The following is a 15,420-nucleotide window of genomic DNA, read 5'->3' as shown; positions in this document are numbered from 1 at the left end:
CTCCCCCATGCTTCGCGCACTTCGTGTCGCTGCGCACACCCCCTCGCCGGGGGCAACGCCTGCGGCCCGGCAAAGCCGGTTCCGCGGCGTTTCACGAACAGACTGACTTATGAACATCGAGTTTGATTTCGGCGCGGTGCTCTCCGAGTGGCCGCTGCTGCTTCGCGGGGTGGCGTGGACCATCGGCCTCACCGCCGTGGGCACCGTGCTGGGCATGATCGTGGGCACCTTCTGCGCGTGGGCGCGTGCCAATGGCCCTGCATGGCTGCGCGCCATCGTGGGCACCTACGTGGAGCTGATCCGCAACACGCCCTTCATCGTGCAGCTGTTCTTCATCTTCTTCGGGCTGCCCGCGGCGGGCGTCAAGCTCACGCCGGAGACAGCGTCGATCATCGCGATGGTGATGAACCTCGGGGCCTACTCCACCGAGATCATCCGCGCCGGCATCGAGGCCACGCCCAAGGGGCAGATCGAAGCGGCCGTGAGCCTGGCACTCAGCAAGGCGCAGGTGTTCACCCGCGTGGTGCTGCCGCCGGCACTCAAGAAGGTGTGGCCCGCCATGGTGAGCCAGATCATCATCGTGATGCTGGGCTCGGCCGTGTGCGGGCAGATCTCGACCGAGGAGCTGAGCTATGCGGCCAACCTCATCCAGAGCCGCAACTTCCGCGCCTTCGAGGCCTTCATCGTCGCCACGCTGATCTACCTGGCCCTGGCGGTCGCGCTGCGGCGGCTGCTCAACTGGGCCGGGCCGAAATTCTTCTTCGGCCGCTGAACGCGGGAAAGCCACACACACCATGGTCGATTTTTCCCTTTGGGACATCCTGCGCAACCTGCTGATGGCGCTGCGCTGGACTGTCGTGCTGTCGCTCATCGCCTTCATCGGCGGCGGGCTGGTCGGCGCCTTGCTGCTGTTCCTGCGCCTGCGCGGCGGCAGCGCCATGAACCGCGCCGTCGGCCTCTATGTGCAGCTGTTCCAGGGCACGCCGCTGCTGATGCAGCTGTTCCTCGCCTACTTCGGCATCGCGCTGTTCGGCGTCGACGTGTCGGCGTGGACCGCGGCCAGCGTGGCGCTCACGCTGTACACCAGCGCCTTTCTCACCGAGATCTGGCGCGGCTGCGTGGCCTCGATCCCGAAGGGCCAGTGGGAGGCCTCGGGCAGCCTGGCCCTGAGCTTCGCCGAACAGATGCGCCATGTGATCCTGCCGCAGGCCGTGAAGATCGCGGTCGCGCCGACGGTGGGCTTCCTGGTGCAGGTGATCAAGGGCACGGCGCTCGCCTCGGTGATCGGTTTCGTCGAACTCACCAAGGCCGGCAGCATGATTTCGAACGCCACCTTCAAGCCCTTCGTGGTGTTCAGCTGCGTGGCCCTGCTTTATTTCGTGCTGTGCTTCCCCGTGAGCCTGTACGCCAAGAACCTCGAGAGGAAGACCCATGGCCGCCGTGCTTGAACCGCAACAACAGCAACCCGCCACCTCGGTGGGCGCCCCCATCGTGCGCATCACCGCGCTGCGCAAGTCCTACGGCACCAACGAAGTGCTGAAGGGCATCGACCTCGACGTGAAGCGCGGCGAGGTGATCGCCATCATCGGCAAGAGCGGCTCGGGCAAGAGCACGCTGCTGCGCTGCATCAACGGGCTCGAGGTGTTCCAGGAAGGCTCGCTCACCGTCGACGGCAAGCCGCTGCTGCACGAAAGCACCATGGCCATGCGCGAGCTGCGCCAGCGCGTGGGCATGATCTTCCAGAGCTTCAACCTGTTTCCGCACCTCACGGTCGGCAAGAACGTGATGCTCGCGCCCACGCTGGTGAAGAAGCGCGGCAGCATGGAGGCGGCCTCCCAGGCGCGCAAGCTGCTCGACCGCGTGGGCCTGGCCGAGAAGTTCGACGCCATGCCCGACCAGCTTTCGGGCGGCCAGCAGCAGCGCGTGGCCATCGCGCGCGCACTGGCAATGGAACCGGCCGTGCTGCTGTGCGACGAGATCACCTCGGCGCTCGACCCCGAACTGGTGGGCGAGGTGCTGCGCGTGGTGGAGTCGCTGGCCGACGAGGGAATGACGCTGCTGATGGTGACGCACGAAATGAGCTTCGCGCGCAAGGTCAGCGACCGCGTGATCTTCATGCACCAGGGACGTGTGCACGAGATGGGGCCGCCGGCGGAGCTGTTCGGGAATCCGCAGACGGCGGAGCTGAAGCAGTTTCTTTCTTCGCTGCACGATTGATTCTGGCCTGGGTGCGCTGATCCATCGCACTGGCGGGAACGTTCCCGCCTGTGGCAAGCTCGGAGCCCCCATGAACCTCCGCACCCCGTTTCCCACCTCCCGCCGCCGGGTGCTGCGCGCGCTGCTGGGCGCCGCGGCCCTGCATGCGCCCTTCGCGGCGCTGGCCGGCTTCAATTTCTTCACGAGCGAATACACCGCCACCCGCGACGAGCTGCAGATGCAGATCGCCAAGCGTTTTCCGGTGGCCGAGCGCTATGCCGAGATCTTCATGGTCGGGCTGCGCGATCCTCAGCTGGGCCTCGACGCGCAGGCCAACCGCGCGGCCATCACGGCCACGCTGACCATCGCGAGCCCGCTGCTGGCGGCGTCGCCGGTGCAGGGCGTGGTGTCGGTCAGCAGCGCACTGAAGTACGACGCAGCCGCGCGCGCGCTGCGGCTCGACCAGCCCAAGGCCGAGCGCATCGAACTGCAGGGTATCGAAGGCCGCGATGCCGAGCGGCTGCAAAAAATCGGCGCCCTGGTCGCGCAGGAGCTGCTGCAGGGCCAGGTGCTGCGCAGCTTCACGGCCAACGAACTGACGGTCGGGCGCAAGACCTACGAGATCGGCGACATCACTGTGCAAGACGACGGCATCAAAGTGCAGCTCAAATGAAATACGTCCTCCTCGCCTCCGCCCTGCTCGTCGCCGGCTGCGCCGCCATCGCACCCACGGCCAAGCAGCACTTCGACCTCGAAGCCCACCGCGGCGGACGCGGGCTGGCACCCGAGAACACGCTGGCCGCGTTCTCCAACGCCATCGACCTGGGCGTGACCACGCTCGAACTCGACATCGGGCTCACGGTCGATGGCGTGGTCGTGATCTCGCACGACACCTCGCTCAACCCCGACCACACGCGCGACGCCAGCGGCGCCTGGCTGGCACCGAACAGCGGCGCGTCGATCCGCTCGCTCACGCTGGCGCAGCTGCAGACTTACGACGTGGGCCGCCTCAATCCGGCGAGCAACTACGGCAAGCAGTTCGCGCTGCAGCAGCCGCGCGACGGCGAGCGCATCCCGACGCTGGCCGCGCTGTTCGCGCAGGTGCAGGCGCGCGGCGCCGACGCGGCAACGGTGCGCTTCAACATCGAGACCAAGATCGATCCGACCAGGCCGGAGGAAACCGCCGCGCCCGAGCCGATGGTGCGCGCGCTGCTCGCCGAGATCGACAAGGCGAAGATGGCAGGCCGCGTGACGATCCAGAGCTTCGACTGGCGCACGCTGGCGCTGGTCGGCAAGCTCGCGCCGCAATTGCCCCGCGCCTACCTGACGACGCCCCGCACGCTGAAGGACAACCGCTGGACGGCCGGGATCGACGCGGCGGGCTTCGTCTCGGTGCCGCAGATGGTCAGGGCCGCATCGGCCAACGCACCGGGCCCAGTGATCTGGTCGCCGGCCTTCGCCGACCTGACTCCCACCGTCATCAAGGAAGCTCAGAAGCTCGGACTGAAGGTGCTGCCCTGGACCGTTAACCAGCGCGCCGACATGCAGCGGCTGATGGACTGGGGCGCGGACGGGATCATCACGGACTACCCCGACATCCTGCGCGATCTGATGCGCGAGCGCGGGCTGTCGCTGCCGCCGCCCGGAAAGAACAAGCAATGAGCGCCGCACAGCAACTCGACGCCATCGCCGCGCGCATCGCGGCCCTGCGCACCGATGGCGGCGGATCCGTCACCACGCTGTCGAACGAAGCCCGCACCAGCACCGAGCTGCTCGGCGCCCTGCCACCGCGCTACGGCGAGGTGCTGCTGAGCCTGCTCGACCGGCTGGAGTCGAGCGCGCTCTTCAGCGAGGAAAGCTGCTCCTTCAGCCAGAAGGACCTGCTCGACAACCTGCAGGTATGGGTGGACAAGGCCCGGGGCCAGCTGGTGTCTTAAGAGCGCAGGTTTATCATCCCGCCCATGCGCACCCTGCTGCTCGCCCTCATGATCGCCCTGCTGCCCATCCGCGGCTGGCTCGGCGATGCCATGGCGATCGAGATGGTGCGGCATTCGCTGCCGGCGGCAGAGGCGGCCGTGTCCACGGCGACTGCGGCCACCGAAGCCCACTGCCACGAGGCGATGGAGGCCGGCAACAGCATGGACATGCAGATGGACATGGCGGACCACGCCGGTTCGCATGACAACCACAGCAGCAACGACGGCGCCGGCCATCAAGGCTGCGGCACCTGCACCGCCTGCCAGGTCTGCCACACGGTGGCCCTTGGCGGCATGCCCCTCGTCGACATCGTGCACAGCGCGCCCCAGGCGCCGCCTGCGGCACACGCGGCCCGCTTCGCCAGTGCAGAGCCCGTTGCGGGCCTGAAGCCGCCCATTTCCTGATCTCCCTGCCCGTAGTCCGTCCGCGGTGAGCCCTTTCCGGCTCGCGGCGTCCGTCGTATTGCTCATGGAGATCGAGCGTGAACCCCATTGTTCGCCGGCAGCCTGCCGGCATCCATCGCTATCGCAAGCGCATCGGCCTGCGTCCGCCGGGCACCCACAGGCCCCTGCTTTCATTCCTCAGGACCAGCGCCGTGCTGGCCGCAGTGTTGGCACTGGCCGGCTGCGCCAGCCTCTCGCCTGACGGCGGCAGCGCCGACGTGCAGGCGCTGGTCAACGGCAACCCGCTGATGGCAGGCGCCACGGCCCAGCGCGCACCGGACGAAGCCTCGCGCAAGCACATTGACGAGCTGCTCGCCGGGCCGCTCGACGCCGAGGCCGCCGTGCGCATCGCGCTGGCCAACAGCCCGCGCGTGCAGGACGCCTTCGCCACCCTGCAGCTCAGCGATGCCGACCGCGTGCAGGCGCAGAGCCTGCCGAACCCGGTGTTCGCCTTCGGCCGCCTGACCGAGGGCAGCGAACGCGAGATCGACCGGCTGCTGAGCTTCAACGTGGTGGGCCTGCTCACTCTGCCGTGGCAGGCGCGCTGGGCCGGCCAGCGGCACGAGTCGGCCAAGCTGCAGGCCGCGCAGAGCGTGCTGGTGCTGGCCGCCGACACGCGCCGCGCGTGGGTGCGCGCGGTGGCCGCGCAGCAGAGCGTGGTCTACCTGCGCGGCGCGAAGGAGGCCACCGAAGCCGGTGCCGAACTCGCGCACCGCATGGCCCAGGTCGGCAACTGGAGCGCGCTGCAGCGCGCGCGCGAGCAGCTGCTGCTGGCCGATGCATCCGCGCAGCTCGCGCGCGCCGAGCAGGCGGCCGTCGCCTCGCGCGAACAGCTCACCCGGCTGCTCGGACTGAGCGGCGACCGCGCCGCCAGGTACACCCTGCCCGACCGCCTCCCGCCGCTGCCCAAGGCCGCGCCCGAACTCGGCGACGTGCAGGCGCTCGCGCTGCGCGATCGGCTCGACGTGCGCTCGGCCCAGGCGCAGAACACGGCCGTGGCCGGCTCGCTCGGCCTCACGCGCGCCACGAGCGTGATCAACGCGATGGAGCTCGGTATTGCGCACAACAGCAAGTTCGACAACGGCGCCGAACGCTCGCATAGAACGCAGCGCGGCTTCGAGCTGGAGCTGCCGGTTCCGATCTTCGACTGGGGCCAGGCACGCAGCGGACGCGCCGAGGCGCTGTACATGCAGTCGGCCGCCCGCGTGCGCGACGTGGGCGTGCTGGCCGCGAGCGAGGCGCGCGAGGCATGGCAGGGCTGGAACACCGCCTACACCCTCGCCCGCCGCTACCGCGACGAGGTGCTGCCGCTGCGCAAGAAGGTCAACGAAGAGATGGTGCTGCGCTACAACGGCATGCTCGCGAGCGTGTGGGAACTGCTCGGCGAGACGCGCGCCAGCATGCTCGCGGTGAACGCGGGCATCGAGGCGCAGCGCGATTTCTGGCTGGCGGACACCGATCTGCAGCTGGTGCTCACGGGGAGTTCGCCCGGTGGCATGACGGCGCTGCAGACCGCTGCGGCCGGTGACGCCCCCGCCAAGGGAGGCCACTGACATGAACCGCCGCAACTTCTTCGCAGGCGCGGCCACAGCCGTCGCCGCAACCACCGTAAGCCGTGTGGCCATGGCCGCGCTGCCCGAACCGGTGTCGCGGGGCTCCACCGCCACCGCGCCGCCACTCGTGCCGCCGAACGGCCGCTCCTACAACCCCGTCGTCACGCTCAACGGCTGGACGCTGCCCTGGCGCATGAACGCCGGCGTCAAGGAATTCCACCTCGTCGCCGAACCCGTCGTGCGCGAGATGGCGCCCGGCTTCAAGGTCAACATGTGGGGCTACAACGGCCAGTCGCCCGGCCCGACCATCGAGGTGGTCGAAGGCGACCGCGTGCGCATCTTCGTGACCAACCGGCTGCCCGAGCACACCACCGTGCACTGGCACGGCCAGCGCCTGCCCAACGGCATGGACGGCGTGGGCGGCATCACGCAGCCGCACATTCCGCCGGGCAAGACCTTCGTCTACGAGTTCACCGCGCGCCGGCCCGGCACCTTCATGTACCACCCGCATGCCGACGAGATGGTGCAGATGGCGATGGGGATGATGGGCTTCTGGGTCACGCACCCGAAGGCCGAGCATCCGCTGATCGAGAAGGTCGAGCGAGACTTCTGCTTCCTGCTCGGCAGCTTCGACGTGGAGCCCGGCAGCGCCACGCCCAAGGTCAACACCATGACCGACTTCAACATCTGGAGCTTCAACAGCCGCGTGTTCCCGGCCATCGACACGCTGAACGTGCGCCAGGGCGACCGCGTGCGCATCCGCGTGGGCAACCTGACGATGACCAACCACCCCATTCACATCCACGGCCACGAGTTCGAGGTGACCGGCACCGACGGCGGCCCCGTGCCGCGCACCGCGCGCTGGCCCGAGGTGTCGGTGGACATCGCGGTGGGCCAGATGCGGCAGATGGAATTCATCGCCGACGAGGAAGGCGACTGGTCGCTGCACTGCCACAAGGCGCACCACACGATGGGGCCGATGGGCCACGACGTGCCGACCATGATCGGCGTGGACCACAAGGGCGTGGCCGAGAAGATCCGCAAGCTCGTGCCCGACTACATGGTGATGGGAGACAAGGGCATGGCGGACATGGGCGAAATGGAGATGCCCATTCCCGACAACACCGTGCCGATGATGACGGGCACCGGCCCCTTCGGATCGGCCGAGATGGGCGGCATGTTCACGCTGCTGAAGGTGCGGCGCGACCAGAAGCCCGGCGACTACCGCGACCCGGGGTGGTTCAAGCACCCGCCCGGCACCGTCGCGCGCGAAGTACCGAACGCGAACGCGCCACCGGCCACGCGCAAGGAAACACCCGCGCCGTCGATGAAGAACGCCACCCCCAATGCAACCGTGCGCAAGCCCTCCGGGCATGGCGCACACAACCACTGATTCCTTCCCCTTTCCTCTCTGGAGCTCAACTCATGAACAAGACACTCATCAAGTCCATCGCCGCGGGCCTCGTGCTCGCGGCTGCCGCTACTGCTTCGTTGGCCCACGAGGCCCACAACGGCCCCAAGCCCAAAGGCGCTGCCACGCTCGCGCCCGAGCAGAAGGCCTGGGGCATCGCAGGCAAAGCCAATGCAGTGAAGCGAACCATCGACATCGCGATGGCCGACGACATGACTTTCACGCCCTCGGTCATCGAAGTGCGCGAAGGCGACACCATCCGCCTGCGCCTGAAGAACCGCGGCAAGGAACTGCATGAACTCGTGCTCGGCACCACCGCCGAAATCGAGGCTCACGCGGCCATGATGAAGAAGTTCCCGGACATGGAACACGACGACCCGTGGATGGTGCACGTGCCCGCCGGCAAGACCGGCGACATGGTCTGGACCTTCAACCGCGCCGGCGACTTCGACTTCGCCTGCCTCGTGAAGGACCACTACGAACTCGGCATGGCCGGCCGCATCCGCGTGCTGGCTGCCGCTGGCAAATCCTGAAGGAGAACCCATGCAAAGAAGAAACCTGCTGCTGGCACTGGCCTCGACCACTTTGCCTTTCACAGCGATGGCCGCAGCACCGATGGTCGAGATCTGGAAAGACCCGAACTGCGGCTGCTGCCAGGACTGGGTCAAGCACCTCAACAAGAGCGGCTTCGCCACGCGCGTGCACGACGAAGGCAACGCAGCCGCGCGCACCCGCCTGGGCGTGCCTGCCAAGCTGGGCTCGTGCCACACGGGCCTCGTCGGCGGCTACGCCATCGAAGGCCACGTGCCCGCACGCGAAGTGCAGCGGCTGCTCAAGGAAAAGCCCAAGGCCGTCGGCCTCGCCGTGCCCGGAATGCCGGTCGGCTCGCCGGGCATGGACGGCCCTGCCTATGGCGACCAGCGCGATCCCTACGACGTGCTGCTGGTGCTGGCCGATGGCAGCACGCGCATCTATCAAAGCTATCGCTGAATCAACCGACCACCGAGGAAGGCAAACTCATCATGAAGAAACTGTTCACCGCACTCTCCGCCGCGCTACTCGCCGCAGCCGCTTTCGCGCAGGCTGCATTGCCGTCCGTCGAAGGCGAGGTCCGCAAGATCGACACCGGCGCGAAGAAGATCACGCTGAAGCACGGCGACATTCCCAACCTCGAAATGACCGGCATGACGATGGTCTTCCGCGTGAGCGACCCTGCGTTGCTCGCGAAGGTGAAGCCGGGCGACAAGGTGCAGTTCACGGCCGACAAGGTCGATGGCGCGCTCACGGTGCTGTCGATCGCACCGGCGAACTGACGCGCTCGGCATGTCGGCTGGCCCTATGGCTTGAAGCGGCCCGGATCGAACGGGGCCAACGGTATCTCCGCCGCAACGCCCGCGAGCAGTTGCGCCGCCAGACGCCCCGTGCGCGCCGAGCCGCACAGGCCCACGTGGCCATGCCCGAAGGCCAGGACGATGTCGGCGCTGGCGGCGGCCGGGCCGATGCAGGGCAGTCCGTCGGGCAGGCTCGGGCGATGGCCGAGCCAGTGCTTCGCCGGCGATGCACCTGCAGCGAGCGCGGGAAACATCGATTGCAGATGCCGGTGCAGGATCCCGGCGCGGCGCCAGTCGGGCGCCGCTTCGAGGCCGGCAATCTCGACCTGCCCCGCCGCGCGCAGGCCGCCGTCCATCCAGTGGGCGATGAGCTTGCCGTCGGCCACCATCGTCGGGGTGCGCGGGCCGGCCGCGGCGTCTTCGATGACCACGTGGTAGCCGCGCTCGGACTCCAACGGCACCGCGGAACCGGCCGCCGCCGCGAGCGGGCCCGAGCGCGCACCGGCGCAGATGGCGGCGCCGTCGCAGGCGATGTCGCCGGCCTCGGTGCGCACTGCGCGCAGCCGCCCGCCATCGACGAGAAAGCCCGTCGCGCGGGCGGTGATGCGTTCGGCGCCCGCATCGAGCGCATGCCGCGCCAATGCGGCCACGTAGGCGCCCGGATTGCGGCAATGGCCGGCTTCGGGCACGAAGATGCCGAGCGTGTAGCGCGCATCCAGATCGGGCTCGCGGCGGCGCAGCTCGTCTTCGCTCCACTCGTTCCATTGGATGCCCACACGCCGGCGCACGCGCCAGCCCAGCGCGTCGCCATCGAATTCCGCGCGCGAGCGATAGGCATGCAACAGCCCGCGCCGCTCGATGAGCTGCGGCACGCCAGCCTCGGCCGCAAGTTGCGCGTGCAGCGCGGGCGCATCGACCAGCAGCGTGCGCAGCGCGTCGGCCGTGCGCTGCACGCGCGCCTCGGTCCAGCCCGAAGCCAGGTAGCGCAGCAACCACGGCAAGGCGCGCGGCAGATAGCGCCAGCGCAGGGCGAGCGGACCGAGCGGGTCGGCCAGCCAGCCCGGCACCTTGCGCCAGGCGCCCGGCAACGCAGGCGGCACCACGGAGTGCGATGACAGCCAGCCGGCATTGCCGTAGCTCGTGGCCTGCGGGCCGCCCGGTTCGCCGGGCTCCAGCACCGTCACGCGCAGGCCCGCGCGCAGCGCCTCGATGGCGGTGGCGCTGCCCACCGCGCCCGCGCCGATCACCACCACATGGCGGCGTCCGCCACCGGGAGAGAAACTTCTTGCAACTGTCATGACGAGGATCGTAGAGGGTGCGGTCCCATAATCGGCCGCCATGCCAGCCTCAGTTTCTGCTCCCTCCCAATCCGCCGGTTCCATCACCGACGTCGCCGGCATCGAGGTCGGCCATTTCTCCGACACCCGCCGCCCCACCGGCTGCACCGTGGTCATGGCGCGCGACGGCGCGGTGGCCGGCGTGGACGTGCGCGGCGCCGCTCCCGGCACGCGCGAGACCGACCTGCTCGCGCCCGGCAACCTCGTGCAGCAGGTGCACGCGGTGATGCTCGCGGGCGGCAGCGCCTGGGGCCTCGCGGCCGCCGACGGCGCCATGCGATGGATGGAAGAACGCAACATCGGCATGGACGTGCGCTTCGGCATCCTGCCCATCGTGCCAGCCGCCGTGCTGTTCGACCTGCCCATGGGCGATGCGCGCATCCGCCCCGATGCCGCCGCCGGCTACGCCGCCTGCGAGGCCGCGAGCACCGCGGCGCCCGCCGAAGGCAACGTGGGCGCGGGCACCGGCGCGCTGGTGGGCAAGCTCTTCGGCGTGGACCGAGCGATGAAGGGAGGTGTCGGCACCGCGTCTGTCACGGTCGGCGGCGTCACGGTCGGCGCGCTGATCGCGGTCAACTCGCTGGGCGACGTGATCGACCACAACACCGGCCAGCCCGTGGCCGGCGCGCGCACCGAAGACGGCAAGGCGCTGCTCGACACGCGCCGCGCGCTGCTGCGCGGCGACAGCCCCAAGCCGCTGCTGGCGGGCACCAACACCACCATCGGCGTGATCGCCACCGACGCGGTGCTGACCAAGGTGCAGGCCAACCGGCTCGCCGTGGTCGCCCACGACGGTCTGGCGCGCGCCATCAACCCGGTGCACACCATGAGCGATGGCGACACGCTGTTCGCGCTGGCCACCGGCCGCGTGCCGCTGGAAGGCAGCGCGCCGGGCATGACGGTGCTCAGCACCATGGCGGCCGAGGCCGTCGCGATCGCCACGCTGCGCGCGGTGCACGCAGCGCGGTCCGTGACCGTGGGCGAGTTGCACATTCCCTGCGCGGCCGATCTCGCCACGCCGCGCGGCTGAACACGGAAGAGACACCATGGCGTTTCCCAGAACCTTGAAACTGATCCTGCTGTCGATCCGCGACCTGATCGCCTCGGCCGGGCCGATCGTGTTCATCGTGATCGGCCTGCTGATCGCCGCCTACTGGTGGCTGCAGCCACAGCCGCCCAAGCACGTCACGCTCGCCACCGGCCCCACGGGCAGCGCCTATGCACAGTTCGGCAAGCACTACGCGGAAGCGCTCAAGCGCGCCGGCATCGAGGTGGAGCTCAAGCCCACGTCGGGCTCCACCGAGAACCTGCAGCTGCTGCGCACCGGCGGCGCCGACGTAGGCTTCGTGCGCGGCGGCAGCGCCGACCCGGTGGCCGACGAAGAAGCCGGCCTGACCTCGCTCGGCAGCCTGTTCTACGAGCCGATCTGGCTGTTCTACCGCGCCGACTCGGCGCAGAAGATCGACCGCAAGACCGGCACGCTGACATCGCTCACGCAACTGCGCGGCCTGCGCGTGAACGTCGACCTGCCGGGCAGCGGCCTGCCCGACATCATGGAGCGGATGCTCAAGGCCAACCATCTGGGCCCGGACGACCTGCTGCTGTCGAACCTCGAGCAGGCGGCGGCGGCCGAAGCGCTGCAGGCCGGGCTGCTCGATGCCATCGTGCTGTCTTCGGCGCCGCAGTCGCCGCAGGTGCAGCGGCTGCTGCGCTCGGACGACATCAAGCTCATGGACTTCGGCCAGGCCGATGCCTACTCGCGGCGCTTTCCGTTCCTCTCGGCAGTGACGCTGCCGCGCGGCGTGGTCGACCTGTCGAAAGACCTGCCGCCGCACGACGTGTCGCTGCTCGCGGCCACCACCTCGCTGCTGTCGCGCGAGGAAACGCACCCCGCCCTGCGCCAGCTGTTCGCGCAGGCGGCGCAGTCGATCCACGGCGGCGCCGGCTGGTTCAACCGGGCGCGCGACTTTCCCAACACCCGCACCAGCGAACTGCCGGTGAGCCCCGAGGGCGACCGCGCCATCAACGGCACGCCGCCGGCCTGGCAGCGCTACCTGCCGTTCTGGGCCAGCAACCTGGTCGAGCGCATGTGGCTGGTGCTGGGCGGCCTGCTGGTGCTGATGCTGCCGCTGAGCCGCGTGGTGCCGCCGCTGTACCAGTTCCGCGTGCGGCGGCGCGTGTTCCGCTGGTATGCACGGCTGCGCGACATCGAGGCCAAGGTCGATGCGAAACAGGGCGAGCAGAAAACGCTGCTGGACGACCTCGACCAGCTCGACCGCACGGTCAACAAGGTGGCGGTGCCGCTGTCGTATGCCGACGAGCTCTACGCACTGCGCAACAACATCTATGCGGTGCGCAAGCGGGTGCTGGCCAGGACGTCGCAAGGCGCTGCCGCACCGACGGCCGCGGCGAACGATGCCGGCTGATGGAGCCCTGCTTCCGGCCTTGCGCACGCTGATCGATTTTGCGCAGCCGCACGGCGACGGTGCGAGCCGGCTGCGCCTGGCCTTCGGCGCGCCGTCGCGCGTGCTGGTGGCGCGGACTGCCGGCGACGTACGGCCGGTGCTGGAGGCTGTCGAGGCGCTGGCGCGCGAGGGGCGCTGGTGCGTGGGGTACCTGCGCTACGAGACGGCTGTGGCGTTCGATCCTGCGTTGGCCGTGCACGAAGCCGACGGCCCGCTGGCATGGTTCGGCGTGCATGACGAAGTGCTGCCCTGGCCGGAAGATTCGCCCGCAATGCCGCCGGTCGAATGGCAAGGCAGTCTCTCGCGCGAGTCCTTCGACCAGCGCATGCAGGCCATCCACCGCGCAATTGCGGACGGCGAGCTCTACCAGCTCAACTACACCGCCGCGTTGAATGCCGAATTCCACGGCGATGCGCTCGACTGGTTCCTCGCGCTGCGGCAGGCGCAGCCCGGCGGCTACAGCGCCTTCATCGACACCGGCGAAGAACAGGTGCTGTCGGTGTCACCCGAACTCTTCTTCGACTGGCACGGCGACCGCATCCTGGCGCGCCCCATGAAGGGCACGGCCCCGCGCGGCGCGACACCGGCCGAGGACGCAGCGCTGGCACGGCGGCTGCGCACCGTGCCGAAGGAGCGGGCCGAGAACGTGATGATCGTGGACCTGATCCGCAACGACCTGTCGCGCGTGGCGCAGCCCTTCTCGGTGCGCGTGCCGCGGCTCTTCCATACCGAGGCTCTGCCGACGGTGTGGCAGATGACGTCGGATGTCGAGGCGCTCCTGCGCGAGGGCATCACGCTGGCCGACGTGTTCGGGGCGCTGTTCCCGTGCGGCTCGATCACCGGCGCGCCCAAGGTCAGCGCGATGCGGTCGATCCGCGAGCTGGAGCCCGAGGCGCGCGGCGTGTACTGCGGCGCGGTCGGCGTGGTGCAGCCCGGCGGCCATGCGACCTTCAATGTACCGATCCGCACCGTGACGCTGCGCGGCACCGAGGCGCGCTGCGGCATCGGCAGCGGCATCACGGCCGATGCGCGGGCGGACGCCGAATGGGAGGAATGGCGCCACAAGCGGGCCTTCCTGGGCCAGGCGGCGAACCCGCCGTTCGAGCTGCTCGAAACCCTTGCGCTGGTTGGCGGCGAGCTGCGCGATGCGCCCGCACACCTTGCGCGCATGGCGGCCGCGGCAGCGCATTTCGGCCGCGCGTGGAGCGAAGCGCCCGTCACTGCATGCCTCGATCGACTCAAGGCACGGCATGCCACCGGCACATGGCGCGTGCGCCTGCTGCTCGACGCGCAAGGCGCGCCGCGCGCCGAAGCCTTTGCGATGGAGGCGCCACCCGCGCGCGTGCAACTGCAACTGGCCACGCGCGCGTTCGACGAGGCCGACAGCGACTTCACCCGCTTCAAGACCACCCGCCGCGCCCACTACGAGGCCTTCGCGCCCACCGCCGCGGGCGTGTTCGACACGCTCCTGTGGAACCGCGATGGCGAGATCACCGAATGCACGCGCGGCAACATTGCCCTGCTGCTCGACGGCCGCTGGGTCACGCCGCCCTTGCACTGCGGCCTGCTGAACGGCGTCGGCCGCGCCAACCGGCTGCGCAGCGGCCAGCTTGCCGAAGCCGTCGTGCGGGTGAACGATCTGCCACGCGTGCAGGCCCTTGCTTTCGTGAACAGCCTGCGCGGCTGGCTCGATGCCGACCTGCACACTGCGCAAAAATAGTTCGTCAAAGCGCTTGACTTGGAGCGCGCTCTAACTTCGAGAATCAACGCCATGGAAACCAGCCTGACCATCGCGGAAGTCGCGCAGCGAACCGGCCTCACGGCCTACACGCTGCGCTACTACGAACGCATCGGGCTGATTGCCGCGGTGCCGCGTGCACCGGGCGGTCAGCGGCGCTATGCGAGCGCCGACATGGACTTGCTGGATTTCCTGTTGCGCCTGCGCGAGACCGGCATGTCCATCCAGGGCATGCAGGCCTTCGTCAGGCTTCGAAACCAGGGGGACGCCAGCGTCGGCGAACGGCGCGAGATGCTCGAACAGCACCTTGCCGAAGTTCAGGCCCGGGTGGCGGCGCTGCAGCAATCCATGCAGGCGCTGTCGCTCAAGATCGACCACTACCGCGCGGTCGAGAAGACGAAGAAGCGTCCTCCTTCATCGGGCACTGCCCCGGAAGGAAAGACGAGCAATGACGAACACACAGAACCAGGGCCACAACGACAACCTGCGCTACACGCGCGGCCTGGCCAAGCTCCACGAGATCGACGGTGAAGGCGGCGTCAATGTGGTCGAGAGCCTGGCCGGCATCGCGCCCGACTTCGCCCGCCTGGTGATCGAGTTTCCGTTCGGCGACATCTACTCGCGCCCCGGTCTCGACCTGCGCGCCCGCGAGATCGCGACCGTGGCTGCGCTCACAGCCATGGGCAATGCGACGCCGCAGCTGAAGGTGCACATCCAGGGTGCGCTGAACGTCGGCGCGACGCGCACCGAGGTTGTCGAGGTCATCATGCAGATGGCGGTGTACGCGGGCTTCCCGGCGGCGCTCAACGGCCTGTTTGCGGCGCGCGAGGTGTTCGCGGCCGACGATGAAAAAAGCGCGCAGTCCCTTGCGGAACCGCGCGCTCTTGCCGAAACGAACTGAGGGGTTTCTCGCAGGCCGTCGTGCCCCCGCCCCAACCCTCCCCCAGCGGGGGAGGGAGCAAATCCAGG

18 protein-coding genes are annotated in these 15,420 nt (G+C 69.2%); 17 read left to right on the top strand and 1 reads right to left on the bottom strand.

The annotated features are described in order from the left end of the window. The first annotated feature begins 109 nt into the window (after nucleotides 1-109). The 12 genes from ACEN9N_RS04510 (at nucleotide 110) to ACEN9N_RS04455 (ending at nucleotide 8,893) form a co-directional block, all read left to right on the top strand. Nucleotides 110-772, top strand: a complete 663-nt coding sequence (locus ACEN9N_RS04510; protein ID WP_007829576.1) for an amino acid ABC transporter permease — start codon at nucleotides 110-112, stop codon at nucleotides 770-772. 22 nt (nucleotides 773-794) lie between these two features. Beyond that, entirely contained in the window at nucleotides 795-1,448 is a 654-nt protein-coding gene (locus ACEN9N_RS04505) for an amino acid ABC transporter permease (RefSeq protein WP_007829575.1), read from the top strand. After that, on the top strand, nucleotides 1,432-2,217 hold the full coding sequence (locus ACEN9N_RS04500; protein WP_007829574.1) for an amino acid ABC transporter ATP-binding protein: 786 nt from the start codon (nucleotides 1,432-1,434) through the stop codon (nucleotides 2,215-2,217). Before ACEN9N_RS04505 ends, ACEN9N_RS04500 begins: the two co-directional genes overlap by 17 nt. 70 nt (nucleotides 2,218-2,287) lie before the next feature. Further along, on the top strand, nucleotides 2,288-2,869 hold the full coding sequence (locus ACEN9N_RS04495; protein WP_007829573.1) for a DUF1439 domain-containing protein: 582 nt from the start codon (nucleotides 2,288-2,290) through the stop codon (nucleotides 2,867-2,869). Next, a complete protein-coding gene (locus ACEN9N_RS04490) occupies nucleotides 2,866-3,858 on the top strand; it encodes a glycerophosphodiester phosphodiesterase (protein ID WP_495655439.1) in 993 nt (330 codons plus the stop codon). Before ACEN9N_RS04495 ends, ACEN9N_RS04490 begins: the two co-directional genes overlap by 4 nt. Further along, complete coding sequence (locus ACEN9N_RS04485; protein ID WP_007829571.1) at nucleotides 3,855-4,133, top strand: hypothetical protein; 279 nt, start codon at nucleotides 3,855-3,857, stop codon at nucleotides 4,131-4,133. The genes ACEN9N_RS04490 and ACEN9N_RS04485 overlap by 4 nt, the downstream gene beginning before the upstream one ends. A 24-nt stretch (nucleotides 4,134-4,157) precedes the next feature. Continuing rightward, nucleotides 4,158-4,577 carry a hypothetical protein gene (locus tag ACEN9N_RS04480; RefSeq protein ID WP_495655438.1) on the top strand — a complete coding sequence of 140 codons (420 nt, stop codon included), beginning with the start codon at nucleotides 4,158-4,160 and terminating at the stop codon, nucleotides 4,575-4,577. Nucleotides 4,578-4,654: 77 nt separating this feature from the next. Next, nucleotides 4,655-6,169: a TolC family protein gene (locus ACEN9N_RS04475; RefSeq protein ID WP_495655437.1), complete on the top strand. Its 1,515-nt coding sequence runs from the start codon at nucleotides 4,655-4,657 to the stop codon at nucleotides 6,167-6,169. A gap of 1 nt (nucleotide 6,170) precedes the next feature. Next, a complete protein-coding gene (locus ACEN9N_RS04470) occupies nucleotides 6,171-7,562 on the top strand; it encodes a multicopper oxidase family protein (RefSeq protein WP_495655436.1) in 1,392 nt (463 codons plus the stop codon). 32 nt (nucleotides 7,563-7,594) lie between these two features. Continuing rightward, nucleotides 7,595-8,113 carry a cupredoxin domain-containing protein gene (locus tag ACEN9N_RS04465; RefSeq protein ID WP_495655435.1) on the top strand — a complete coding sequence of 173 codons (519 nt, stop codon included), beginning with the start codon at nucleotides 7,595-7,597 and terminating at the stop codon, nucleotides 8,111-8,113. Nucleotides 8,114-8,123: 10 nt separating this feature from the next. Then, nucleotides 8,124-8,570 carry a DUF411 domain-containing protein gene (locus ACEN9N_RS04460; RefSeq protein ID WP_495655434.1) on the top strand — a complete coding sequence of 149 codons (447 nt, stop codon included), beginning with the start codon at nucleotides 8,124-8,126 and terminating at the stop codon, nucleotides 8,568-8,570. A gap of 32 nt (nucleotides 8,571-8,602) precedes the next feature. Next, nucleotides 8,603-8,893 carry a copper-binding protein gene (locus ACEN9N_RS04455; RefSeq protein WP_495655433.1) on the top strand — a complete coding sequence of 97 codons (291 nt, stop codon included), beginning with the start codon at nucleotides 8,603-8,605 and terminating at the stop codon, nucleotides 8,891-8,893. 23 nt (nucleotides 8,894-8,916) lie between these two features. Here ACEN9N_RS04455 and ACEN9N_RS04450 read toward each other — a convergent pair whose 3' ends face one another. Beyond that, entirely contained in the window at nucleotides 8,917-10,209 is a 1,293-nt protein-coding gene (locus ACEN9N_RS04450) for an NAD(P)/FAD-dependent oxidoreductase (RefSeq protein ID WP_495655432.1), read from the bottom strand. Between the two features lie 40 nt (nucleotides 10,210-10,249). On the opposite strand from ACEN9N_RS04450, the gene ACEN9N_RS04445 reads away from it, so the two are divergent. From ACEN9N_RS04445 to ACEN9N_RS04425, 5 genes are read left to right on the top strand one after another with little or no spacing between them, the layout of a single operon-like run. Further along, complete coding sequence (locus tag ACEN9N_RS04445) at nucleotides 10,250-11,278, top strand: P1 family peptidase (protein WP_495655431.1); 1,029 nt, start codon at nucleotides 10,250-10,252, stop codon at nucleotides 11,276-11,278. 16 nt (nucleotides 11,279-11,294) lie between these two features. Next, nucleotides 11,295-12,674, top strand: coding sequence for a TAXI family TRAP transporter solute-binding subunit (locus tag ACEN9N_RS04440; RefSeq protein WP_007829541.1), 1,380 nt, complete (start codon nucleotides 11,295-11,297; stop codon nucleotides 12,672-12,674). Further along, complete coding sequence (gene pabB, locus ACEN9N_RS04435) at nucleotides 12,664-14,433, top strand: aminodeoxychorismate synthase component I (RefSeq protein WP_495655430.1); 1,770 nt, start codon at nucleotides 12,664-12,666, stop codon at nucleotides 14,431-14,433. The genes ACEN9N_RS04440 and pabB overlap by 11 nt, the downstream gene beginning before the upstream one ends. Before the next feature lie 51 nt (nucleotides 14,434-14,484). Beyond that, on the top strand, nucleotides 14,485-14,982 hold the full coding sequence (locus ACEN9N_RS04430) for a MerR family transcriptional regulator (RefSeq protein WP_495655429.1): 498 nt from the start codon (nucleotides 14,485-14,487) through the stop codon (nucleotides 14,980-14,982). Next, a complete protein-coding gene (locus ACEN9N_RS04425; protein WP_495655428.1) occupies nucleotides 14,900-15,352 on the top strand; it encodes a carboxymuconolactone decarboxylase family protein in 453 nt (150 codons plus the stop codon). The genes ACEN9N_RS04430 and ACEN9N_RS04425 overlap by 83 nt, the downstream gene beginning before the upstream one ends. Nucleotides 15,353-15,420 lie beyond the last annotated feature (68 nt).

The sequence above is a fragment of the Variovorax sp. Varisp46 genome (genome assembly GCF_059491885.1).
Note: the sequence above shows the minus strand (reverse complement) of the source record. Positions and strands in the feature narration are given on the sequence as shown.